This is a genomic window from Pseudomonas sp. PDM18, from assembly GCF_014852585.1.
GTDB lineage: Bacteria > Pseudomonadota > Gammaproteobacteria > Pseudomonadales > Pseudomonadaceae > Pseudomonas.
The window spans coordinates 30,876-53,205 of record NZ_JACVBX010000021.1; the positions used below are offsets into that span (position 1 = coordinate 30,876).

The following is a 22,330-nucleotide window of genomic DNA, read 5'->3' on the forward strand; positions in this document are numbered from 1 at the left end:
GCACCCCGCCCCTGGGAACCCTGCCGAAGGCAGGGTGCGGTCTCACGAATGTCGGATCATTGCTCCGAGGCCTGTTCCTCGTCGCCGCTGTCGTCGGAGGCCGGCGTGGGTTTTGGCTGCAGCTCCGGCGCCACCTTGGCGGCGGCGCGGGCTTGCTCGTCGATACCTTTGAGCGTCTGCTGGTTGGCCTTGCGCACGGCATCGACGAAGCCGGTGAACGGCAGGTCGGTGATGCCGACCAGGCCGATGTGGCCGTTCTCGCCGTCGAGCAGGCGGCCGGTCACCGGTTGGTCGAGGTACTGGAACCAGTGCGCGCCGACGATGTTTGGCTCCTTCGCGGCCTCGGCGAGGAAGCGCTGGTACGCCTCGCCACGCTGCTGCTCGTTGTACACCTCGGCGACACCACCCCAGAACGGCCCACGATCGCGGGAGCCGAAGTGGAATTCGGTGATCAGCACCGGCTTGTCCAGGCTGCGCACGTAGTTGGCGTCGAAACCCTGCTGCGGCAGCGGCACGTAGAGGTTGAAGCTGAGGATGTCGCAATACTGCGCACAGGAGGCCAGTGCTTCCGGCGTGCTGACGGCGAAACGCGGGCCGAGCAGCAGGTGGTTCGGCGCGTGCCACTTCAGCGAGTCCTTCAGGGTCTTGAAGTACTGGTCGGCGTACAGGCGCAGGAAGGCGCTGTAGTCCTGGGCGATGGCCGGGTGCGCCTCGCTCGGGACCGGTGCCTGGTAGCCCGGCGCGTCGAGATCCTCCCAGGAGCCCAACTGCACGCCCCAGGCCTCGGCGAGTTGCTCATGATCCTCGTACTTGTCCTTGAGCTGCTTGATGAAGGCGCGCTTGGCCGGGCTGTCGGTGGACAGTTTCAGCGCGCCGAAGGCCAGTGCGAAGTGCGCCTGGTCATCGTCGCCACGGCCGGCCCAGGCCAGTTCGTTGTCGGCGTAGTAACCCAGCAGCCAGGCGTCCTCGCGGTGGTCGCGGGCGGCGATGGCGATGGCGCGTTCGGCGGCCATGGCGAAGCGCGGGTCGAACGGATCGGGCATGGCGCCCCACCAGTCGTAGCCTGTGCTGACCGTGGCGTAGTCACCGCTGATCGACAGCGGCACGCTGTACGGCATGCGTGGCTCGTCGGCAAAGGCCGGATCGCTCCAGTCACCGAGGGTGTTGAAGCCCCAGGAACCGAGGCGCTGCACGGTGCGCTCGCGCCAGGCAACCGCGGCGGCTTCGGCGCTCAGACCACCGTCGGCGCGGAAGCGGTTGGCGGCGTAGAAGTCGAACCAGCGGCCGTTGCCGAACGCGCGGCCCTGCTGGGCGCCGACGCCACTGCGGTCATCGCGCTGACCGTAGAATGCGGCCAGCGGCTCGTCCTCTTTCGGCAGGCTGGCGAACATGTACTCGCGGCCTTCCACGTAGGTCTGGCTGCTATCGGCATTCACCGCGTTGACGCCCACGGACCAGAACGAATGCCCCTCCGGCGTCACCAGCCACCAGCGGCCGTTGCGCTTTTCGGTGCGGAAGAAGCCGGTGCCCTCGAAGGCAGGGCCATCCAGCAGGCCACCAAAGGCGTCGCGGCCGGGCGCCGGTTGCCACTTTTTCAGTTGCTCGCCTTCGGCTTTCCAGGCGCTCGCCAGTTGCTCGGGGCTCTTCACCTTCTCCGGCCAGTCGCTGCGGGTGGACTGGCCGAAAGCGTCGACGATGCCGGTGTAGGCCTTGTGGTATTCGTCGTTGCCGGCGCGGGTGCCGAAGCGGCCGACGAGGATGTCCTGGGCTGCCTTGGGCGAGGTGAGGAACAACTTCACCGCGCCAACCTGGCTGCGGTTCAGCTCGCCCGTGACCTTGCTAGCCAGCAGCAGGCGCTGGCCGTCCTGGGTGACGGGCATGGGCACGCCTGCACGCATGCCGAAGTCTTCCGGGGCGATGGCGTGCAGCGGGATCACCAAGGTCTGCGCCGGGCCCGGCGGCAGGGCGATGCTCGCGCGCAGACCGGGGGCACCGGCAACGCCTTCGATTTCCACTTCCAGGGTGATGGCCCAGTCCATGGCGTTCTGGATGCGCAGGCTGATGCTGTCGGCCTGGGACCAGTCCCAGCTACCGCTGGATGGCGCAAGACGCAAGGTCGGTTGCGGCGCGGGGTTGAAGTTCACCCGGCGCAGGATCTCGCCTTCGGGCGTGGCCTCGGCGGTGGAGCTGGGCAGGTCGGCGTTCTGAGTGGTGACGCTGACCACGGCCATCGGCTTGACGAAGTTGAACAGGGTTTCATTGCCGCCAGCCGACCAGGCCGGGGCACTGGCGATGGCCAGGGTGAGCAGCAGAGGCAGATGCCAACGCATCGATGTCATGGATTCGAGTCCTTGCAACACGCCCGCCGGACGGCGGGCGTTCGTTTGACAGCAAGCGCGGGAGCTCGCTCCCGCACACTCAAGCGATTTCTCGGCGGAATGGGGGTAACGCGTTCAGGATGGCCTTGCCGTAGCGCTGCGTCACCACACGGCGGTCCAGCAGGGTGATGGTGCCGCGGTCCTGCTCGGTCCGCAGCAGGCGGCCACAGGCCTGCACCAGGCGCAGCGAGGCGTCGGGCACGGCGATCTCCATGAAGGGATTGCCGCCGCGCGCCTCGATCCATTCCGACAGCGCCGCTTCCACCGGGTCATCCGGCACGGCGAAGGGAATCTTGGCGATCACCACGTGCTCGCAATAGGCACCAGGCAGGTCCACGCCTTCGGAGAAGCTGGCCAGGCCGAACAGCACGCTCGGCTCACCATCGTCGACCCGCGAACGGTGCTTGTTCAGGGTTTCCTGCTTGGACAGGTTGCCCTGGATCAGCACGCGCTTGCGCCAGTCGCGGTCCAGGCCGTCGAAGACTTCCTGCATCTGCTTGCGCGAGGAGAACAGGATCAGCGAACCGCGCGAACCTTCGACGATCTCCGGTAGCTCGCGGATGATCGCCGCTGTGTGGGCGGCGGCATCGCGCGGATCGGCCTTGAGGTCCGGCACGCGCAGCACGCCGGCGTCGGCATGGTGGAACGGGCTCGGCACCACGGCGGTAACGGCGGCGCGCGGTAGGCCGGCGCGCATCCGATAGCGGTCGAAGGTGCCCAGCGCAGTGAGGGTGGCGGAGGTCACCAGCACGCCGTAGGCCACGTTCCACAGGTTGCGGCGCAGGGTTTCGGCGGCGAGGATCGGGCTGGCGTTGGCCTCGATGTCGTAGAAGGTGCCGCTCTCGGCGAGGGTCAGCCAGCGCGCCATGGGCGGGCTGTCTTCCGGGTCTTCGCTGGTAAAGGCGGTCCACAGCTCCCAGTTGCCCTGGGCGCGCGACAGCAGGCTGCCGAACAGCGGGTACCACTCTTCGGCCTGGTGGCTGGCGATACCGACGCTGCCCTCCCCGTCCATGGCTTCCTTGAGCACTTCGGTGAGGCGGGTGAAGAGGTCGGTGAGCTTGGAGAAGCCCTTTTTCAGCTCGATGCCCATCTCGCGGATGTGCTCGGGGATCACTCCGCCCTCGAAGCGATGGCGCGGCCGCTCGCGGCCTTCCATGTCCTCGCCGGCGCGGAAATCGCCAACTTCCTCGCAGGCGGTGAACATGAACTGCTGGTGCGTGCGCAGCTCGCGGGCCAGCTCCGGCACCTGTTCGATCAGGCGGCCGAGGTCGCCCGGCAGCGGGTTCTGCGCCAGCAGCTTGGTCAGGTTCTTCTCCACCTGACCCAGCCAGTCGGCTGTAGCGCGCAGGCGGGTGAAGTGGGCGAAGTGGCCGATGGCCTTGTCCGGCAGGTGGTGGCCTTCGTCGAACACATAGAGGGTGTCGCGCGGGTCCGGCAGGATCGCGCCGCCGCCCAGGGCGAGATCGGCCAGCACCAGGTCATGGTTGGTGACGATCACGTCGACCTTGGTCATGCCTTCGCGCGCCTTGTAGAAGGCGCACTGCTGGAAGTTCGGGCAATGGCGATTGGTGCACTGGCTGTGGTCGGTGGTGACCTGCGCCCACTGAGCGTCCTCGATTGCCTCGGGCCAGGAGTCGCGGTCGCCGTCCCAGCGGTTGCCCGCCAGGCGCTCGATCATCTGGTTGAACAGCTTGCTGGAGGTCTCGTCCACGTCGATGCGGAAACCTTCCTCCTCGAACAGCTGGGCGGTGGCGCTCTGCGCCTGGCCTTCCTGCAGCAGGTGGTCGAGCTTGGACAGGCACATGTAGCGACCGCGTCCCTTGGCCAGGGCGAAGCTGAACGACAGCCCGGAGTTGCGCAGCAGGTCGGGCAGGTCCTTGTGGACGATCTGCTCCTGCAGGGCGACGGTGGCGGTGGCGACTACAAGACGCTTGCCGGCGGCCTTGGCGCAGGCGATGGCGGCGAGGCTGTAGGCGACGGTCTTGCCGGTGCCGGTGCCGGCTTCCACGGCGACCACGGCGGCATCGCCCAGGCGATGGCCTTCCTCGTCGCTGGCGATGGTCCCCAGGACCTTGGCGACTTCGGCGATCATCAGGCGCTGGCCGTAGCGCGGCTTGAGTTCCTTGGCCTCGAGGAAGCGCGAGTAGGCGCCCTGGATCGTGGCCTTGAGTTCGGTGCTGAGCATGGACTTCCCGGGCCCCGGAGCGTGCCTCGAGGACACATCCGGATGCTGGATAAATTTTCAGTGGTTCGAATCGGCGGCTATGATAGCGCGCTTGACTTCAATCGCCAGCGGAGATCGTCCGAATGACACCCTTTGCCCTCGTCTATGCCCTGCACGTCCTGGCCGCCCTGGTCTGGGTGGGCGGCATGTTCTTCGCCTGGATGATCCTGCGCCCGGCCGCCGTCGTCGCGCTGGAGGCGCCGCCCCGGCTGAAGCTGTGGCTGGAGGTGTTCCCGCGCTTCTTCCGCTGGGTGTGGGCCGCGGTGATCCTGCTGCCGGTGACCGGCGTGGGCATGCTGCACCTGAGCTTCAACGGCATGGCCGGCGCGCCACGCTACGTGCAGGTGATGATGGGACTGTATGTCGCGATGCTTGCGCTGTTCCTGCGCATCCAGGCGCTGCAACTGCCGGAGCTGCGCCGCGCGGTGGGCGCCGAGGACTGGCCGGCCGGCGGCGCCGCGCTGGGCAAGATCCGCAAGACCGTGGGCCTGAACCTGCTGATCGGCATGGCGCTGGTGGCTTTCGTCGCCGCGCGTCCGCACTGGTAAGACGCCACTCCGCCGGGACAAAAAAAGCCCGCCTGATTTTCACCAGGCGGGCTTTTTCATGACCTCGACTCAGAAGCGCTTCACGTCCAGGCGGCCTTCGCTGCCCTTCGCCCCTTCCGCACCGCCCTGGCCTTCCGCGCCGGGCTTCTCGCCCGCCACCGAATAGAACCAGCAGCCCTTCTCACTGCTGCGCGGGCCTGCCTTGCCGGGCTTGCCGCCCGCTCCGCCAGCGCCACCTTCCAGGCGCACCCTGATCTTCTCGACGTCGAACTGCTCCGGCACTTCCAGGCGCACCACGCCGCCGGACGCGCCAGTCTGGCCGTCAGCACCGTTCTGGCCGTCGCCGGCGGACTTCCCGCTGCCCCACAGGCAGCCGGAAGTCTGCGCGCTGCCGCCATCCAGGCCGTCATAGCCCGGCGCGCCGACGCCGCCACGGACGTCGATCAGCAGGTTCTCCACCTGCACGTCCTGCAACCGCAGCACCAGGTTGCGGCCGCTGCTGGCAGGCTTGTCGAAGCTGCCAGAACTGCCTTGCGCGGCGATCACGCTGCCGTCTGCGAGGTTGCCGTGCTGCACGTCGATCTGCAGCGCATCGTTGCCGGGGAACACGCCGATCCGCGCATTCTTCGCCAGGTCCAGCTCGCCGATCTTCAGTTCCTTCACCCGCGACGGAATCAGCAGCGCGCCTTCCGGGCCGACGCTGATGCGGTCCAGGCTCAGGCTCTCGCCCTTCACCGGCAGGCGCAGCACGGTATTGGCTTCCACCGAGACAGTGCCGGCGGCCGAACACACCAGCGGTGCGAACAGCGCCAGGCCCAGCATCGACTTACGCATGGGTATCTCCTTCTACTTTTGCGGATGCCGGTTGTTCCACTGCTGGCTGCGGCAGGGTAGCGAAATGGAAGACGCCGAACAGCAGGATCTGCAGGCGGTCCATGCCCGGATGCGGGCGGCCCTGCAGACGCTTGCGCAGCGCCAAGACTTCGACAATGTGGATCAGCAGGATCAGCGCCCCCGCCGCATTGAGCAGCAGCGCGAAGGGATGTGCGAAGGGTTGGATCAGGTTCGCCAGCACCGCCAGCCAGAACAACAGGGCAATCAGTTTGCCCAGCCCCAACAACGCTTTCATGAAGTGCCCCCGTGTTTTTCTTTGCCGGGGAACATACGCCTCTGCCCCCGCCTGTGCCAGTGGCAACCGGGAATGACAAAGGGGGCCACGAAGGCCCCCTTTGTACAGATCACGCCGGACTTACTGACGGGTGATCTTGATTTCCACGCGACGGTTCTCGGCGCGGCCTTCCTTGGTCTTGTTGTCCGCAACCGGCTGGCTCTCGCCATAACCGACGACCGACTTGATGCTGCTGGCAGGTACGCCAGAGTCGACCAGGTAGTTGGACACGGCGTTGGCGCGGCGCTCGGACAGTTTCTGGTTGTAGGCGTCGGTACCGATGCTGTCGGTGTGACCGCCGATGTTCAGCTCGGTGGTCGCGGCCTCACCCTTCAGGCGGGTAGCGATGGTATCGAGCTTGTCCTTGTCCTGCGCATCGATCTTCGACGAGTCGAAGGCAAAGTGCAGGTCACGCACCACGATGGTCTCTTCCTTGGGCAGCGGAGCCGGAGCAGGCTCAGGAGCCGGTGCAGGCGGCGGAACCTCGGCCACTTGCTCTGCGGCGCCATGCACCCAGCAGTAGGACGCCCCCAGCACGCCACCAATCAGGGCCCCCCAACCAGCCCAGGCGCTGCTTTCGATGGAACCCAGACCGGCGCCGCCGACACCGCCAACCACGGCGCAGGTTGGCCAATCGGACTTCTGCAACCCTGCGCAGCCGGTGAGCAACGTGCTTACCAGCAGCAGGGGTAAAGCGGTCCTTGTGATGCTCATAAAGTTATGTCTCCTCTAATGATCGGGTCTTGACCGACAATTACCGAGTAAAGACGTGACTGACAGAATGCGCCAGCACTAGGCCATATGGGTGTCACACGCTAGTCTTCGTTCATTATTTTTCGCCTTCGACGAGCCCCATGATTTCGACACGCACGCCGCAACAAGCCCTGGCCGCCCTGCTTGATCGCTACGCGCCGCAGCGCCTCCTGGTGGTAGGTGCCAGCCAGATCCCGGCGGTGGATGCCTTCCTCGCGGCGCATCCGGATTGCGAACTGTTTCACGCCGACGCCGGGGCGCTGCCCGCCGAACTGGCCGGCCAGCGCTACGACCTCGCACTGCTGGCCGACTGCCTGGAGCACCTGCCGCGGCGCGAAGCGCAGCAACTGGTGGGCGGCATCCGCAACCTCAACAGCAGCCGCGTGGCGGTACTGGTAGACCTCGACGCGGCCCAGGCGCAGGACGCCGACTTCTACGCCCTGGCCATGCAGGCCTGCGAGCGCTTCCAGCGCGACGAGCAGGTGATCACCCTGTTCACCTACGATCTGCACGAATACAAACAGGTCCCGGACTGGCTCAATGCGAAGTTCTGGGCCAACCCGGAAAACTTCGGCAAGTACTGGTGGTGACCATGATCGAACCGACCTGCCCCTGCGGCAGCGGCCGCCCATTACCCGACTGCTGCGGGCGCTTCCATGCCGGCGTCGCGGCGCCCACCGCCGAGGCGCTGATGCGCTCGCGCTACAGCGCCTACGCGCTGGGCCTGGTGGATTACCTGCGCGACACGACGCTGCCCGCCCAGCAACAGGGCCTGGACCTGGACGCGATCCGTACCTGGAGCCTGGGCAGCACCTGGCTGGGCCTGGAAGTGGTGAGTCATGAAGTGCTCGGCGGCCAGCCGGAACATGCACGAGTGACCTTCATTGCACGCTGGCACGATGCCGGCGGCGAACACAGCCACCGCGAGTGTTCGGGATTCGTCCAGCGCGACGGGCGCTGGTACTTCCTCGACCCCACCGTAGCGATGAAGCTGGGACGCAACGACCCGTGCCCCTGCGGCGCCGGCGGCAAGCTGAAGAAATGCTGCGGGCCCTGGATTGAGTAGACAGCATCGAGTAAGGCGCGAACTCGCCCCACTTGGGGGCGTTCGGTGTCTGGGCTAGAATCCGCGCTTTTTTCCGGGGCGGCGGTGTTTCGCCGCACCGGCTACTCCTGCCGGACCTCGCCATGCTGCTGACCGTTCTCTATATCATCGCCATCACCGCCGAAGCCATGACCGGCGCGCTGTCCGCCGGCCGGCGGAGCATGGACCTGTTCGGCGTGGTGCTGGTGGCCTGCGTCACCGCCCTGGGTGGCGGTTCAGTGCGCGACATGCTACTGGGCCACTATCCGCTGACCTGGGTGCGTCACCCGGAGTACCTGGCACTGACGGCCGGCGCGGCGCTTGTCACGGTGTTCATCGCGCCGCTGATGCGCCACCTGCGCTCGATGTTCCTCGCGCTGGACGCCGTGGGCCTGGTGGCCTTCACCCTGATCGGTTGCCAGGTCAGCCTGGAGATGGGCCACAGCCTACTGATCGCCGCCGTGAGCGGGGTGATTACCGGAGTATTCGGCGGCATCCTGCGGGACATCTTCTGCAACGACGTGCCGCTGATCTTCCGCCGCGAGCTGTACGCCAGCGTGTCGTTCGCCAGCGCCTGGTGCTACCTGATCTGCCTGCAGATCGACCTGCCCAAGGAGCAGGCCATGCTGATCACCCTGTTTGCCGGCTTCCTGTTCCGCATGCTGGCGATCCGCTTCCGTTGGGAAATGCCCAAGTTCGTCTACAAGGACGACCCGCACCAGGGCGACTGATCAGTCCTGTAGCTTGAGGTGGCTGGTATCTGGCGCAGGCGCAGCAGGCTCGGGCTTGGCCTGGCCCATGTCGCTGCCCACCGGGGCGACACTGAACTGGCTGAGGTCCACGCGCGGCGCCTGGGCGTCGGGCTTCTCGTCCTGCAGGTCGGTGCCCACCGGCGCCAGCCCGAAGTCCGGAGCATCCACGTCGGCGAATGCCGCCATGTATTCGTCTCGCGGCGCCACTTTCAGGCGACCCTGCGCCGCAGCAGGCTGTACGGGTGCGCTGACAGGCTCGGCGGGCGGCGGCGGGGCCAGTTCGATTTCCTCGATCTGCGCGTCCATGTCGACCACTTCGACGACGGCGCCAGCGCGCTCGATCACACTGCGGTACTTTTCCGCGGCCTCGGCATCGAGGTTGTTCTTGATCACCATGCGCCGGCCGGAGAACAGCAGTTCGATGCGCTGCGCGTCGGCCTGGAACAGCCTGGCCAGGTTGGCTTTCACCGTTTCGAGCTGAGCACCCGGTACGGTCTGTCCCGAGAAGGCAATCTCATAGCGGCTCATCTTCACTCTCCTGTGTTAACCCGCCGGTTACATTCGGCCAGTATGGTGCAGCTTCTTTTAACGTAACAACAACTTGCGGCCGAGCAGGTGCTTGGTACACTGGGGCGTCTTGAGGGGTAGACATGAATTATCAGGCGCAAATGATAAGAATTCTCAGCCTGTTCTGGCTGTTCGGCCTAGTCTCCGGCTGCGGCTGGATGTCAGGCAATTTCGAGCAACCCGACGTGAAGCTGCAGAAAGTCGACGTCGTGAAAGCTCGTTTGCTGGAGCAGGAATTCGTCCTGCATTTCCGCATCGACAACCCGAACGACTTCAGCCTTCCGGTTCGCGGCCTGGCCTACAAGGTCAAGCTCAATGATGTCGATCTCGCCGAGGGCGAGTCGAATAACTGGTTCACAGTGCCGGCCAATGGTTACGAAACCTTCGAGGTGCCCGTGACCACCAACCTGTGGCGGCACATGAAGTACATCGTCAAGCTGCTGGAAGACCCGGACAAGCCGATCAGGTACAACCTCACCGGCGAGGTGAAGACCGGCCTGCTTTTCGGACAGAGCGTGCACATCGCCCGTAATGGCGAGATAATTCCCGGCGATTTCATCCCCGAGTGAGCGTCACCATGAGCCAGGAACCCCACGTACACGGTCCGAACTGCAACCACGACCACGATCATGACCACCACCATGATCACGGCCACGTGCACGGCCCGCACTGCAACCACAGCCAGGAGCCGGCGCGTAACCCGCTCAAGGACGTGGGCCGCAATGATCCTTGCCCTTGCGGCAGCGGCAGCAAGTACAAGAAGTGCCACGGCGCCTGACCCAGGCCCCGAGTACTGCGAAGAAGGCCCGCCAAGCGCGGGCCTTCTGCTGTCCGGCCCAACTATTCGCCTGCCGCTGAAAATCCCGCCGCGCGCGGCTTGCGCAGCTTTCCTCGGCTCACTAACGTAGCGCCTTTTCCGCGATCCTCTTCGTGCAGGAGCACATTCCCATGGCCCCGCGAGCCTTCCGCCGGCTTCCCAGCTTCGGCCTTGCCGCCACCCTCAGCGCCGCTGTCAGCCTCACCGGTTGCCAGGGCTGGCTCAACGACCGCTATGCAGGCAGCCTGCCGCCGAGCTACGGCGTGCAGCCAATCAAGGGCCTGGCGGACAACGTGTCGATCCGCCGCAACAGCCTGGGGATGCCGCTGATCGAGACCAGCACCTTCCACGATGCGCTGTTCACCCTGGGCTACGTGCATGCCAGCGACCGCATCAGCCAGATGGTCGGCCTGCGCCTGATGGCCCAGGGACGCCTGTCGGAGATGGTCGGCCCCGGCGCCCTGGAGACCGACCGTTTCATGCGCACGGTGAACCTGAAGAAGGCCGCCGATGCGCTTTACGCCGGCTCCTCGCCACGCCTGAAGCGCTTCTTCGAGACCTACGCGCGCGGCGTCAACGCCTACCTGTACCGCTACCGCGACAAGCTGCCGATGGACCTCGCCGAGTCAGGCTACCGTCCCGAATACTGGAAGCCGGAAGACTCCGCGCTGGTCTTCAGCCTGCTGAACTTCGGCCTGGCGGTGAACCTGCAAGAGGAGATCGCCTCCCTGGTGCTCGCGCAGAAGGTCGGCGCCGACAAGCTGCCCTGGCTGACGCCGATCTACCCGGACGAAGCTCTGCCCTTCGAGGAAGCCGAGAAACTCAAGGGCCTGCGCCTGGATGGAAAAATCGCTGGCCTCGACGCCCTCGACCGCGCCGCCGGGCAGGTTGCTTCGCTGCAGATGATGGGCGTCGCCGCCTCCAACAACTGGGCCATCGCCCCGCAGCGCACGCGCAGCGGCAAGAGCATCCTGGCCAACGACACCCACCTGCCGCTGTCCATGCCTTCGGTGTGGAACTACGTGCAGATCCGCTCGCCCAAGTACAACGCCGCGGGCGTCTCCATCGCCGGCGTGCCGGGCGTGGTTGCTGGCTTCAACGGCAAGCTGGCCTGGGGTATGACCATGGTCATGGGCGACAACCAGGACCTCTTCCTCGAGCAGGTGAAGCGCCAGGGCAGCAAGCTCTACTACCTCGCCGACGGCCAGTGGAAGCCCACCATCGAGCGCAACGAGACCTTCTTCATCAAGGGGCAGAGCCCGGTCCGCGAAGTCATCTACGAGACCCGCCACGGCCCGCTGCTCAATAGCGCGCTGGGCGAGCGCAAGCACGACTTGCAACCGCTGCCGCTGTCCAGCGGCTACGGCATCGCCTACCAGAGCATCCAGGGCGAAACCGACCGCACCCTCGACGCCTTCTTCGACCTGTCCCGCGCGAAGAACGTCGAGCAGGCCTTCGACGCCACCCGCGACGTGCGCGCAATGGCGCTGAACATCGTGTTCGCCGACGAAAAACACATCGGCTGGCAGGTCACCGGGCGCTTCCCCAACCGCAAGGAAGGCCGCGGCCTGCTGCCCTCCCCCGGCTGGGACGGCCGCTATGACTGGGACGGCTACGCCGACCCGATCCTGCACCCGTCCGACCAGGACCCCGCGCAGGGCTGGCTCGGCACCGCGAACCACCGCAGCGTGCAGCCGGGCTACGGCGCGCAGCTGTCCAGCTCCTGGTACTACCCGGAGCGCTACGAGCGCATTGCCCAGCTCGCCGGCGGCAGCAAGAGCCACGACTACCGCAGCATGATCGCCATGCAGTACGACCAGACCACGCCGTTCGCCGGCAAGCTGCAGTCGATGCTGGATGCACCGGGCATGGCGCAGCCGCTGAAGAAAGCCATCGACGCCCTGCCCGCCGACCAGCGCGCCCGCGCCCGCGAAGCGCTGGACCGGATCATGGCATTCGACGGCAAGCTCTCGGCCACCTCCGGCGACGCCGCGCTCTACGAAGCCTTCCTGCAGGAAAGCACCAAACAGATCTTCCTCGACGAACTGGGCCCGGAAGACAGCCCGTCGTGGAAGGCCTTCGTCGAGACTGCCAACCTCTCCTACTCGGCCCAGGCCGACCACCTGCTGGGCCGTGACGACAGCCCGTTCTGGGACGACACACGCACCCCGCAGAAGGAAGACAAGCCGGCGATCCTCGCCCGCAGCCTGGCTGCCGCCACCGCCTTCTGCGAGCAGAAGCTGGGCAGCGACCGCCACGCCTGGCAGTGGGGCAAGCTGCACACCTACGAGTGGGTCAGCGACAGCACCAAGATGGCGCCCAACCTGAGCGCCGGCGACCGTGCCAGCCTGGGCGCGATCAAGGGCTATCTGGACCGCGGCCCCTACCCGGCCGGCGGCGACCACAGCACGCTGAACGTCTCGGCCTACCACTGGGGCCAGGACTTCAACACCTGGCTGATCCCGGCCATGCGCATCGTCGTCGACTTCGGCCAGAGCGAGCCGATGATCGGCCTCAACAGCAGCGGCCAGTCCGGCAATCCGGCCAGTCCGCACTACGCGGACGGCATTGATGCCTGGCTGAAAGGCAACTACATGAGCTTCCCCTTCCAGTCGCAGAACCTGGAGAAGGTCTACGGCGTGAAACGCCTGACACTGGTGCCGGAGAAGTGATGATCTGAAAAATATTTCCGGGGACCGGGAACTTGGTCCCCGCCCCGGAATCAGATTTGTCGACTTACTCCATGATCATATTCAGGCACCCTCTGGGTGCCTTTCTTTTTTCCCCGCTTCGTTTCCGCTGCACCTCCCTTCGCAACACTCTTCTCCGGCCGGTACTCCCTCGCATCCTTTCCCACAGGAGTCATCGTCATGTCCGAATCTCTCATCGTCATCACCGGCGGCCCTGGCGCCGGCAAGAGCACGCTGCTCGAACATCTGCACCAGCATCACGGCCTGAATATCGTTGAGGAAGGTGGCCGCGCGATCATCCGCGAGCAACTGGCCCGTGGCGGCGATGCACTGCCGTGGGCAAACCGGGAGGCTTTCTGCCGGGAAATGTTCGAGCATGCGCTGACGACCCGCGAACAAGCGCTCGCCGCGGGTGGACTATGGCTGTTCGATCGCGGCCTGCCGGATGTGCTGGGATACGCGCGGCTATGCGGGCTGCCGATTCCCAATGCGCTGGAAACCGCTGCAGAGGCACTGCGCTATGGGCGGACCGTGTTCCTGGCACCAGCGTGGGAAGCCATCTACCGCAACGACGCCGAACGCTGGCAGGACTTCAGCGAAGCGCGGCGAACGGCGGCGGTGATGGCCGCAGTCTACGAGGCGCTGGGGTATCGCGTCGTGCAGTTGCCACTCGCGAGCCTGGAGGAACGAGCGGCCTTCGTACTGGAAGTCCTAGGGACGGCTCATCACGCCCATTGAGGCAGCGGCAGCAGGCGGTTCGGGAATACTCACACTGAGGGACACCACGACCTGACGGCTCTCGCCCTGGATGCCGTAGTCGTCGGAGTTGCCATAACCCAGCCAGACTTCGCTGTTGCCGCTCATGCGGACATCGGACAGCTCGTCACCGTCACCTTCGTGGCCATTGAGCCAGCCGGACGCGGCACCGCGCTCCTGCCCCAGATGCAGCGTGTCATCCACGGCGAAGGTCAGCGGGTCCTTGCCCGGCTCGACCTGATCCAGCCAACCGAGGAACAACGACGGCGTGAATCGGCTATGCAGCCAGCAGCGCAGCTCGGTCAGGCGCTGGCCCTTGAACACCAGCAGCGTGGCGTTGCCGTAGAGCAGGCCCTGTTCGCCGCCGCGCATGGGCAAGCGCGCCGTGGGCTCGCCCAGGCGTTCGACGAATTGGTTCAGGGGAGCGTTGGACGGGAGGCCGAGCACTTCGCCACCGGGAGTGACGTTGAGTTCGGCTGCCGCCAGATGGCCGCTGGCGCCCAGCAACAGGGCGCAAAGCAGGCCCCGCAATCCTTGCGAGGTCATGTCCGTTTCTCTCTGTGCGGCGCGATCAGGCCTTGGGCAGGGTGACGCCGGTCTGGCCCTGATACTTGCCGCCGCGATCGCGGTAGGACACTTCGCAGGCTTCGTCCGACTGCAGGAACAGCATCTGCGCCACGCCTTCGTGGGCGTAGATCTTCGCCGGCAGGTTGGTGGTGTTGGAGAACTCCAGGGTCACGTGGCCCTCCCACTCCGGCTCCAGAGGAGTCACGTTGACGATGATGCCGCAGCGCGCGTAGGTGCTCTTGCCCAGGCAAATGGTCAGCACGTCGCGCGGGATGCGGAAGTACTCGACGGTGCGGGCGAGGGCGAAGGAGTTCGGCGGGATGATGCAGACGTCGCTGTTGATGTCCACGAAGCTCTTCTCGTCGAAGTTCTTCGGGTCGACCACCGCCGAGTGGATGTTGGTGAACACCTTGAATTCGGCGGCGCAGCGCACGTCGTAGCCGTAGCTGGAAACACCGTAGGAAATCACCCGGCTGTCATCGGCACCGCGAATCTGGCGCTCGACGAACGGCTCGATCATGCCGTGTTCCTGAGCCATGCGGCGAATCCACTTGTCCGATTTGATGCTCATGGCGGGTGTCCTGTGCGGCGGTTGAAAAAAGAAGGCGAATCTTACCGGCAGGCGCGCCGCCCGGCAAAGGGGCACGCCCGGCGGCGTGGTCACAGATCAGTCGTCGCTGATGGAGATGTTCGGCATGTCCGGCGCGGCCTTCTCGCTCAGGGCGATGCGGGCGCCGACGCAGCGGGCCATTTCCTGGTAGATCATCGCCAGCTGGCTTTCCGGGTCGGCGATCACCGTGGGCTTGCCGCCGTCGGCCTGCATGCGGATGGCCATGGACAGCGGCAACGAGGCCAGCAGCTCCACGCCGTACTGCGCGGCCAGCTTCTCGCCGCCGCCTTCTCCGAAAAGATGCTCGGCATGCCCGCAGTTGGAGCAGATGTGCACGGCCATGTTCTCGACCACGCCCAGCACCGGGATGTTGACCTTGCGGAACATCTCCACGCCCTTCTTCGCGTCGAGCAGGGCCAGGTCCTGCGGGGTGGTGACGATCACCGAGCCGGCCACCGGGACTTTCTGCGCCAGGGTCAGCTGGATGTCACCGGTGCCCGGAGGCATGTCGATGACCAGATAATCGAGGTCGTTCCAGGCGGTCTGGGTAATCAGCTGCAGCAGCGCGCCGGAAACCATCGGGCCGCGCCACACCACCGGGGTGTTGTCGTCGGTGAGGAAGGCCATGGACATGACTTCCACACCGTGGGCTTCCAGCGGGATGAACCACTTCTGGTCGCGGATCTGCGGCCGGGTGCCCTCGGGGATGCCGAACATGATGCCCTGGCTCGGGCCATAGATGTCGGCGTCGAGGATGCCCACCTTGGCGCCTTCGCGGGCCAATGCCAGCGCGAGGTTGGCGGCGGTGGTGGACTTGCCCACGCCGCCCTTGCCGGAGGCCACGGCGATGATGTTCTTGACGTTGCTCATGCCCGGCACCTGGGCCTGGGCCTTGTGCGCGGCGATGCGGGTTTCCACCTTGACCAGGGCCGAGTCGACGCCGTCGAGCGCTTCCAGGGCCATCTGCACGGTCTGCGCCAGGCCGTTCTTGAACAGGCCGGCGGCGTAGCCCAGTTCCAGGGTCAGCGAGATACGCCCGCCCTGGATGTCCAGCTCGCGCAGGTAGCCGGCGTCCAGCAGGTTCTGGCCGGTATGAGGGTCGTTGATCTGGCGGAGAAGGTTTTCCACCGTGGCTCGGTTGGCGGCGCCCATGGGTACTCCCGATGAAAGACTGAGCAGAATGGGCGGGTATCTTACGCCTCTCGCCGCGGCCTTGCTCGGGTCATCGGGGGTAGGCCCGGTTCGCGAGCAAGCTCGCTCCTACAGGTTCATGCAGAGTTGCCGCTCTTCGTAGGAACGAGGGGGACGCCTAGTTCTTGCTCGCGAACAGCCCAAGCGCCTGATGCTCAAAGGTGAATTCGCCCCTGCAGCCAAGCGGGCCACGGATGAAAATTTCGCCCCGCCCCTATATAGTTGCCGATTCCCTCGTTTTAACCGGAACGGCCGATCATCATGTCCGAAGCCCGCAAGATCCTCGTCACCAGCGCCCTGCCCTACGCCAATGGTTCGATCCACCTGGGTCACATGCTGGAGTACATCCAGACCGACATCTGGGTGCGCTTCCAGAAGATGCGTGGCAACCAGGCGGCGTACGTGTGCGCGGACGATGCCCACGGATCGGCCATCATGCTGCGCGCCGAGCGCGAAGGCATCACTTCCGAGCAACTGATCGACGGTGTGCGCGCCGAGCACATGGCCGATTTCGCCGACTTCATGGTCAACTTCGACAACTACCACTCGACCCATTCGGAAGAGAACCGCGAGCTGTCCTCGGCGATCTACCTGAAGCTGCGCGACGCCGGCCACATCGCCACCCGTCCGGTGACGCAGTACTTCGACCCGGAAAAGCAGATGTTCCTGGCCGACCGCTTCATCAAGGGCACCTGCCCGAAGTGCGGCACCGCCGACCAGTACGGCGACAACTGCGAAGCCTGCGGCGCGACCTACGCCCCGACCGAGCTGAAAGACCCGAAATCGGCGATCTCCGGCGCCACCCCGGTGCTCAAGGAATCGCTGCACTACTTCTTCAAGCTGCCTGACTTCCAGGACATGCTGCAGCAGTGGACCCGTAGCGGCACCCTGCAGGACTCGGTGGCCAACAAGCTCGCCGAATGGCTGGACTCCGGCCTGCAGGAGTGGGACATCTCCCGCGATGCGCCGTACTTCGGCTTCGAAATTCCCGACGCACCGGGCAAATACTTCTACGTCTGGCTGGACGCACCGATCGGCTACATGGCCAGCTTCAAGAACCTCTGCGCGCGCCGCCCGGAACTGGACTTCGACGCCTACTGGAAAGAGGGCTCCGAGGCCGAGCTGTACCACTTCATCGGCAAGGACATCGTCAACTTCCACGCACTGTTCTGGCCCGCCATGCTCCAGGGCGCCGGCTACCGCAAGCCGACCGCGGTCAACGTGCACGGCTACCTGACCGTCAACGGCCAGAAGATGTCCAAGTCGCGCGGCACCTTCGTCAAGGCGCGCACCTACCTGGACCACCTGGACCCGGAATACCTGCGCTACTACTACGCCTCCAAACTGGGCCGCGGCGTGGACGACCTCGACCTGAACCTCGAAGACTTCGTGCAGAAGGTCAACTCCGACCTGGTCGGCAAGGTGGTCAACATCGCCAGCCGTTGCGCCGGATTCATCCACAAGGGCAACAACGGCCTGCTGGTGGACGCCAATCCTGCGCCGGAACTGGTCGAGGCCTTCCGCACTGCCGCGCCGAGCATCGCCGCCGCCTACGAAGCCCGTGACTTCGGCCGCGCCATGCGCGAGATCATGGCCCTGGCCGACCAGGCCAACGCCTGGATCGCCGACAAGGCCCCGTGGTCGCTGAACAAGCAGGAAGGCAAGCAGGACGAAGTCCAGGCCATCTGCGCCCTGGGCGTGAACCTGTTCCGTCAGTTGGTGATCTTCCTTAAGCCCGTGCTGCCGAAGCTGGCCGAAGCCGCCGAAGCCTTCCTCAACGTCGCCCCGCTGAAGTGGGCCGACCACGAGCAACTGCTGGCCAACCACCAACTGAACCCGTTCAACCCGCTGATGACCCGTATCGAGCCTGCGAAAATCGAAGCCATGATCGAAGCCTCCAAGGAAGACCTCGCCGCCGCCAACCAGCCCACTGGTAATGGCGAACTGACCAAGGACCCGCTGGCCGCGGAGATCAACTTCGACGCCTTCGCCGCCGTCGACCTGCGCATCGCGCTGATCGAGAAGTGCGAGTTCGTCGAGGGCGCCGACAAGCTGCTGCGCCTGTCCCTGGACATCGGCGACGAGAAGCGCAACGTGTTCTCCGGCATCAAGAGCGCCTACCCGGACCCGAGCAAGCTCGAAGGCCGCCTGACCCTGTACGTGGCCAACCTGGCCCCGCGCAAGATGAAGTTCGGCATCTCCGAAGGCATGGTCCTGGCCGCCGGCCCCGGCGGTGAAGAGATCTACCTGCTGAGCCCCGACAGCGGCGCCAAACCCGGCCAGCGCGTCAAGTAAGCGCACCTCATCAAGGCAAGGAGGCCATCGATGAAACTGCACCTCTGGGCAGCGCTCGGCCTGAGCGCCGCCCTCGCCGGCTGCGGCGCTCCCTCGGAGCACGCCGCCGGCTCCGGCGCCGCTTTCCAGGGGGAAGCGGCGAAAGCCGGTTCCTTCCTCGCCTATGAACATCAGGTCGGCATCCGCCTGGCCAGCGAGCGCATCGACGCGCAACTGGCTGCCTCCCGCGATGCCTGCACGCAGAGCCACTTTGGCCAGTGCGAGCTGATCGCCATCGAGCAGAGCGGCGACAGCCAGATGCGCAGAGCGCACCTCGTCGTACGCATCGTTCCCGAAGGCGTGGAAAAACTCGTCGCCCTCGCAGCCGAAGGCGGGCAACTGCAGAGTCGCAGCACCCGCGCCGAAGACCTCGCCCAGGCGGTCAGCGACAACCAGCAACTGCGCGAGCGGCTGGAGCGCGAGTACCAGACCCTGCAGGGCTTCCAGGGCCGCAAGGACATGAGCGTCAGCGACCTGCTGGCCCTGGCGAAGGCCACCGCCGAGGTCGAGCAGCAACTGCACGCCGCAAGCCAGGACGCCGCACAGCAACAACGGCGCATCTCCACCAACCTGCTGACCCTGGACTTCTCCAGCGAATACCAGCCCAGCGGTCGCTGGTCGCGCATCGGCAAGGCCTTCGGCAACTCGCTCGACGAACTCACCGACGGCACCGTCAATGCCATCCAGACAGCCGCGTATGGCCTGCCACTGCTGGTCGTGCTGCTGATCGCCGGCCTGCTCCTGCGCTGGCTATGGCGAAAACTCGGAACCCGGCGCGCCACGAACCAAGCATGAAGAAATCCAACATCGTCTTCACCACCCTGCTTACTGGCGGGGTGCTCTACAGCGTGCTGCACCACAACCCGGTGTACCGTGATCTCTACGCCAATCGCGAGGACTGCCTGAAGGACTGGGGCACGACGCCCAACGCCTGCGAGCCGGAATCCACCAGCAGCGGTGGCGGCAGCTACGTCGGCAGCTCTGGGCGCTATCGCGGGCCGAGCTACGAGGACGGCTCGCGGCCGAGGACCGCTCAGACCTACCAGGTGCAATCGCGCCAACTGGTCACCCGCGGCGGTTTCGGCCACTCCGGCGCGCGCTTCTCCGGGGGCGGCTGATGCGTCGCCTGGTCATGACGCCGCGTACCGACTGGCGCGAGCGTTGCGAGGCGGTCGGCTTCACTTTCCACAGCATCGACGGCCTGTACTGGGACGAATCGGTGGCCTACGAATTCAGCCTCGAACAGATCGAGACGCTGGAGGCCGCCAGCGAAGACCTGCACCAGCGCTACCTGGAATGCGTGGAATGGGTGATCCGTACCGGTCATTTCGAGCCCTTCCAGCTGCCGCCGGGTGCGCGCGAGGAAATCATCCGCTCCTGGAACCGCCAGGACCCGAGCCTGTACGGCCGCTTCGACTTCGCCTGGAACGGCGAAGGCCCGCCGAAGATGCTCGAGTACAACGCCGACACACCCACCGGCCTGCTGGAAGCCAGCGTGGTGCAGTGGCAGTGGCTGAACGACGTGAACCCGGCCGCCGACCAGTTCAACTCGCTGCACGAGAAGCTGATCGCGCGCTGGAAGGCCATCGCCACGGATGGCCTGCTGCACTTCACTGCCATCGACGGCCACGAGGAAGACACCGGCAACGCCCTCTACCTGCTCGACACCGCGCACCAGGCCGGCCTGTCCACACGCTACCTGCCGCTGGAGTTCATCGGCCATCACGCCGGACGCGGCACCTTCATCGACCAGTACGAGCAGGACATCCGCCACTGCTTCAAGCTCTACCCCTGGGAATGGCTGCTGCAGGACAGCTTCGCCGAGCACCTGGAGCGAAGTGACGTCCGCTTCCTGGAGCCAGCGTGGAAGCTGCTGATGTCGAGCAAGGCCATGCTGCCGATCCTCTGGAAGCTCAACCCGCAGCACCCCAACCTGCTGCCCGCCAGCTATCGCCAGGACATTCCCGGCGCCTACGTACGCAAGCCGCTGTATTCCCGCGAGGGCGAGAACATCCGCATCGTCGCCGGCGACCTGCAGCTGGAAAGCAACGGCCCCCACGCCGACGCGCCCTGCATCTACCAGGGCTATGCGCCGCTGGCCAACAACGATGGCAACTACGCCGTGCTCGGCTGCTGGGTGATCGACGGCGAGGCCGCCGGCCTGGGCATCCGCGAGGACGCCAGCGCCATCACCCGCGACAGCAGCCGCTTCGTTCCCCACTATTTCGTCTGAAGGATCCGCCATGAACCTGCTGCAGACCCTGCCCAACTTCCTCGCCTACTTCGCCTCGGCCATCGGCCTGTTCGGGCTGTTCGGGCTGTTCACCAGCCTCTACATCCGCCTGACGCCCTACGCGGAAATCCAGCTGATCCGCCAGGGCAACCTCAGCGCCGCCGTGGCCCTGGTCGGCACCCTGCTGGGCTTCGCCCTGCCGCTGGCCAGCGCCATCGCCCACAGCGTCAGCCTGGTCGACATGCTGATCTGGGGCGTGATCGCCATGCTGGTGCAGGTGCTGGTGTTCCTCGGCCTGTCGCGCCTGGTGCCGGAGCTAAAGGGCGGCATCGAAAGCAACACCCTGGCCCACGGCGTATTCCTCGGCGGCGCCTCGCTGTGCATCGGCCTGCTCAACGCCGCGTGCATGACCTACTGAGCGTCTTCGCAGTCCACGTCGCCGCCACCCAGGTGCTCGAAGCCTTCCAGGTAGAGGCACGACGCATCCGACGCACAGTCCTGCAGCGAAGCGTTGCTCAGGTTGTCCCGTGAAGTGGGGTCTTCCAGGTTCACCTGCGGGAAAATATCGGCGACCTCCTCGGCGGTCATGATCCTCTCGAAGGTGACGTTGACCGATTGCAGCCGGCCGAACTCCCAGTCCAGGTCCACCGCCGCGATGCGCGGGTCGATCTGGCGCACCAGCGCTTCGGGCAACTGCGGGCCGGCGTAGCTGAGGTCAGTGTCGTGGCAGGCATCGCCCCAGTTGCTCAGCTTCTTGCTGGCGGCGCAGCTGAACTGTGCGTCGGCGTGGCCGGTACGCTGCTCCAGCAGACAGGCGAAGTCAGCGAGATTCATGCGCGGCCAACCGACTAGGTCAGCGGTGGTGAAGGGTGCGGCCGAAGCCAGGCTACTGGAGAACAACAGGTAGAGGGCTATGAAGCGTCCGGACAAGGGGGTGCGCATCGCGACTTCCGTGAGAGGAACCGATCAGGTTCGGCAGCCGCCGATATTCCTCCGGCCGCCCCTGGCACCGCAACTGATTTACAGCGCGGCAAGATTGTCCCCGCTGAGCAATGCGCATAACCTATGCGCATCTACCGTGGAGGTGCTCATGCACATGATCTACGACCCCCAGGCGCCGAAGAAAGCCACCAATCTGAGCCTCAACAGTGACCTGCTGAAACAGGCTCGTGAGCTGGACGTGAACCTCTCGGCGGTGCTGGAGGAGGCGCTGGCCGATGTGGTCAAGGAGCGCCTGGGCCAGCGCTGGCTGGAGCAGAACCGCGAAGCCATCGAAACCTACAACCAGCACGTCGAGGAAACCGGCGTGTTTAGCGATGGATTGCGGAGCTTCTGATGAAGCAGTTCGATCTCTACCGCAACGCCAACCCGCGCACCTGCGAGGCGATCCCGCTGCTGCTGGACGTACAGAGCGACCTGCTGGCCTCGCTGAACACGCGTATGGTGATCCCGCTCAGCCGCGCCAGGGGCCTGGCCGGCATCCATCGACTGATGCCGCAAGTGCACGTGGGCGATGAGACGCTCCTGCTGCTGACCCCACAGATGGCCGGTATCTCCCGCCGTGAGCTGGGCGAGCCGGTGGGCAGTCTGGCGCACCTGCGCCTGGAGATCATCGCCGCCATCGACCTGCTGATCAGCGGAATCTGAGCATGAACAGC

General features: G+C 65.7%; 25 protein-coding genes. 15 read left to right on the top strand and 10 right to left on the bottom strand.

Translation table 11 applies throughout. From position 1 onward, the window contains the following. Positions 1 to 56 precede the first annotated feature (56 nt). Together IB274_RS28155 and dinG are read right to left on the bottom strand one after the other, a co-directional pair. Positions 57 to 2,339, bottom strand: a complete 2,283-nt coding sequence (locus IB274_RS28155; RefSeq protein ID WP_192436080.1) for a beta-galactosidase — start codon at positions 2,337 to 2,339, stop codon at positions 57 to 59. A gap of 79 nt (positions 2,340 to 2,418) precedes the next feature. Then, positions 2,419 to 4,563 (bottom strand): ATP-dependent DNA helicase DinG, encoded by a 2,145-nt coding sequence (dinG, locus tag IB274_RS28160; protein ID WP_192436081.1) that lies wholly within the window; start codon positions 4,561 to 4,563, stop codon positions 2,419 to 2,421. 122 nt (positions 4,564 to 4,685) lie between these two features. Here dinG and IB274_RS28165 point away from each other — a divergent pair, with 122 nt between their 5' ends. After that, positions 4,686 to 5,150, top strand: a complete 465-nt coding sequence (locus tag IB274_RS28165; RefSeq protein ID WP_192436082.1) for a CopD family protein — start codon at positions 4,686 to 4,688, stop codon at positions 5,148 to 5,150. A gap of 69 nt (positions 5,151 to 5,219) precedes the next feature. Here IB274_RS28165 and IB274_RS28170 read toward each other — a convergent pair whose 3' ends face one another. The 3 genes from IB274_RS28170 to IB274_RS28180 form a co-directional block, all read right to left on the bottom strand. Then, complete coding sequence (locus IB274_RS28170) at positions 5,220 to 5,984, bottom strand: collagen-like protein (RefSeq protein ID WP_192436083.1); 765 nt, start codon at positions 5,982 to 5,984, stop codon at positions 5,220 to 5,222. Next, positions 5,977 to 6,279 (bottom strand): DUF1145 domain-containing protein, encoded by a 303-nt coding sequence (locus IB274_RS28175; protein WP_192436084.1) that lies wholly within the window; start codon positions 6,277 to 6,279, stop codon positions 5,977 to 5,979. Before IB274_RS28175 ends, IB274_RS28170 begins: the two co-directional genes overlap by 8 nt. A 120-nt stretch (positions 6,280 to 6,399) precedes the next feature. Then, a complete protein-coding gene (locus tag IB274_RS28180; RefSeq protein WP_192436085.1) occupies positions 6,400 to 7,032 on the bottom strand; it encodes an OmpA family protein in 633 nt (210 codons plus the stop codon). A 140-nt stretch (positions 7,033 to 7,172) separates the two neighbouring features. Between IB274_RS28180 and IB274_RS28185 the strand changes: the two genes are divergently transcribed. The 3 genes from IB274_RS28185 to IB274_RS28195 all read left to right on the top strand — a co-directional run bounded on the left by IB274_RS28185 (position 7,173) and on the right by IB274_RS28195 (position 8,886). Next, a complete protein-coding gene (locus IB274_RS28185) occupies positions 7,173 to 7,661 on the top strand; it encodes a DUF6231 family protein (RefSeq protein WP_192436086.1) in 489 nt (162 codons plus the stop codon). Between the two features lie 2 nt (positions 7,662 to 7,663). Next, positions 7,664 to 8,137 carry a YchJ family protein gene (locus IB274_RS28190; protein ID WP_138212539.1) on the top strand — a complete coding sequence of 158 codons (474 nt, stop codon included), beginning with the start codon at positions 7,664 to 7,666 and terminating at the stop codon, positions 8,135 to 8,137. A gap of 122 nt (positions 8,138 to 8,259) precedes the next feature. Further along, positions 8,260 to 8,886, top strand: a complete 627-nt coding sequence (locus tag IB274_RS28195; protein WP_024765229.1) for a trimeric intracellular cation channel family protein — start codon at positions 8,260 to 8,262, stop codon at positions 8,884 to 8,886. Here IB274_RS28195 and IB274_RS28200 read toward each other — a convergent pair whose 3' ends face one another. Further along, on the bottom strand, positions 8,887 to 9,435 hold the full coding sequence (locus IB274_RS28200; protein ID WP_192436087.1) for a hypothetical protein: 549 nt from the start codon (positions 9,433 to 9,435) through the stop codon (positions 8,887 to 8,889). 122 nt (positions 9,436 to 9,557) lie between these two features. Here IB274_RS28200 and IB274_RS28205 point away from each other — a divergent pair, with 122 nt between their 5' ends. The 4 genes from IB274_RS28205 to IB274_RS28220 all read left to right on the top strand — a co-directional run bounded on the left by IB274_RS28205 (position 9,558) and on the right by IB274_RS28220 (position 13,719). Continuing rightward, a complete protein-coding gene (locus IB274_RS28205; protein ID WP_192436088.1) occupies positions 9,558 to 10,043 on the top strand; it encodes an LEA type 2 family protein in 486 nt (161 codons plus the stop codon). Between the two features lie 8 nt (positions 10,044 to 10,051). Continuing rightward, complete coding sequence (locus IB274_RS28210; RefSeq protein ID WP_045209858.1) at positions 10,052 to 10,252, top strand: SEC-C metal-binding domain-containing protein; 201 nt, start codon at positions 10,052 to 10,054, stop codon at positions 10,250 to 10,252. A 170-nt stretch (positions 10,253 to 10,422) separates the two neighbouring features. Next, positions 10,423 to 12,963, top strand: coding sequence for a penicillin acylase family protein (locus IB274_RS28215; protein ID WP_192436089.1), 2,541 nt, complete (start codon positions 10,423 to 10,425; stop codon positions 12,961 to 12,963). A gap of 198 nt (positions 12,964 to 13,161) precedes the next feature. Next, on the top strand, positions 13,162 to 13,719 hold the full coding sequence (locus IB274_RS28220) for an AAA family ATPase (protein ID WP_192436090.1): 558 nt from the start codon (positions 13,162 to 13,164) through the stop codon (positions 13,717 to 13,719). Here IB274_RS28220 and IB274_RS28225 read toward each other — a convergent pair. The 3 genes from IB274_RS28225 to apbC form a co-directional block, all read right to left on the bottom strand. Further along, complete coding sequence (locus IB274_RS28225; protein ID WP_192436091.1) at positions 13,693 to 14,283, bottom strand: hypothetical protein; 591 nt, start codon at positions 14,281 to 14,283, stop codon at positions 13,693 to 13,695. The two genes, IB274_RS28220 and IB274_RS28225, sit on opposite strands and share 27 nt — an antisense overlap. Positions 14,284 to 14,308: 25 nt before the next feature. Next, positions 14,309 to 14,875, bottom strand: coding sequence for a dCTP deaminase (dcd, locus tag IB274_RS28230; protein WP_017521037.1), 567 nt, complete (start codon positions 14,873 to 14,875; stop codon positions 14,309 to 14,311). Between the two features lie 96 nt (positions 14,876 to 14,971). After that, entirely contained in the window at positions 14,972 to 16,066 is a 1,095-nt protein-coding gene (apbC, locus tag IB274_RS28235; RefSeq protein WP_192436092.1) for an iron-sulfur cluster carrier protein ApbC, read from the bottom strand. A 300-nt stretch (positions 16,067 to 16,366) separates the two neighbouring features. Here apbC and metG point away from each other — a divergent pair, with 300 nt between their 5' ends. Genes metG through IB274_RS28260 form a run of 5 tightly spaced genes read left to right on the top strand, consistent with a single transcriptional unit; the run spans position 16,367 to position 21,090 of the window. Continuing rightward, complete coding sequence (gene metG / locus IB274_RS28240; protein ID WP_192436093.1) at positions 16,367 to 18,400, top strand: methionine--tRNA ligase; 2,034 nt, start codon at positions 16,367 to 16,369, stop codon at positions 18,398 to 18,400. Between the two features lie 36 nt (positions 18,401 to 18,436). Then, entirely contained in the window at positions 18,437 to 19,234 is a 798-nt protein-coding gene (locus IB274_RS28245; protein ID WP_401091526.1) for a DUF4349 domain-containing protein, read from the top strand. Further along, positions 19,231 to 19,557 carry a hypothetical protein gene (locus IB274_RS28250; RefSeq protein ID WP_192436095.1) on the top strand — a complete coding sequence of 109 codons (327 nt, stop codon included), beginning with the start codon at positions 19,231 to 19,233 and terminating at the stop codon, positions 19,555 to 19,557. Before IB274_RS28245 ends, IB274_RS28250 begins: the two co-directional genes overlap by 4 nt. Next, on the top strand, positions 19,557 to 20,672 hold the full coding sequence (locus IB274_RS28255) for a glutathionylspermidine synthase family protein (protein WP_192436096.1): 1,116 nt from the start codon (positions 19,557 to 19,559) through the stop codon (positions 20,670 to 20,672). Before IB274_RS28250 ends, IB274_RS28255 begins: the two co-directional genes overlap by 1 nt. A gap of 10 nt (positions 20,673 to 20,682) precedes the next feature. Next, the gene (locus IB274_RS28260; RefSeq protein WP_192436097.1) at positions 20,683 to 21,090 is read left to right on the top strand and encodes a DUF350 domain-containing protein; all 408 of its coding nucleotides are present in this window, start codon (positions 20,683 to 20,685) and stop codon (positions 21,088 to 21,090) included. Here the strand turns inward: IB274_RS28260 and IB274_RS28265 are convergent. Next, positions 21,084 to 21,614 (bottom strand): hypothetical protein, encoded by a 531-nt coding sequence (locus IB274_RS28265; RefSeq protein ID WP_192436098.1) that lies wholly within the window; start codon positions 21,612 to 21,614, stop codon positions 21,084 to 21,086. The two genes, IB274_RS28260 and IB274_RS28265, sit on opposite strands and share 7 nt — an antisense overlap. A gap of 148 nt (positions 21,615 to 21,762) precedes the next feature. Here IB274_RS28265 and IB274_RS28270 point away from each other — a divergent pair, with 148 nt between their 5' ends. Together IB274_RS28270 and IB274_RS28275 are read left to right on the top strand one after the other, a co-directional pair. Further along, the gene (locus IB274_RS28270; RefSeq protein WP_192436099.1) at positions 21,763 to 22,008 is read left to right on the top strand and encodes a type II toxin-antitoxin system CcdA family antitoxin; all 246 of its coding nucleotides are present in this window, start codon (positions 21,763 to 21,765) and stop codon (positions 22,006 to 22,008) included. After that, entirely contained in the window at positions 22,008 to 22,319 is a 312-nt protein-coding gene (locus tag IB274_RS28275; RefSeq protein WP_192436100.1) for a CcdB family protein, read from the top strand. The genes IB274_RS28270 and IB274_RS28275 overlap by 1 nt, the downstream gene beginning before the upstream one ends. Positions 22,320 to 22,330 lie beyond the last annotated feature (11 nt).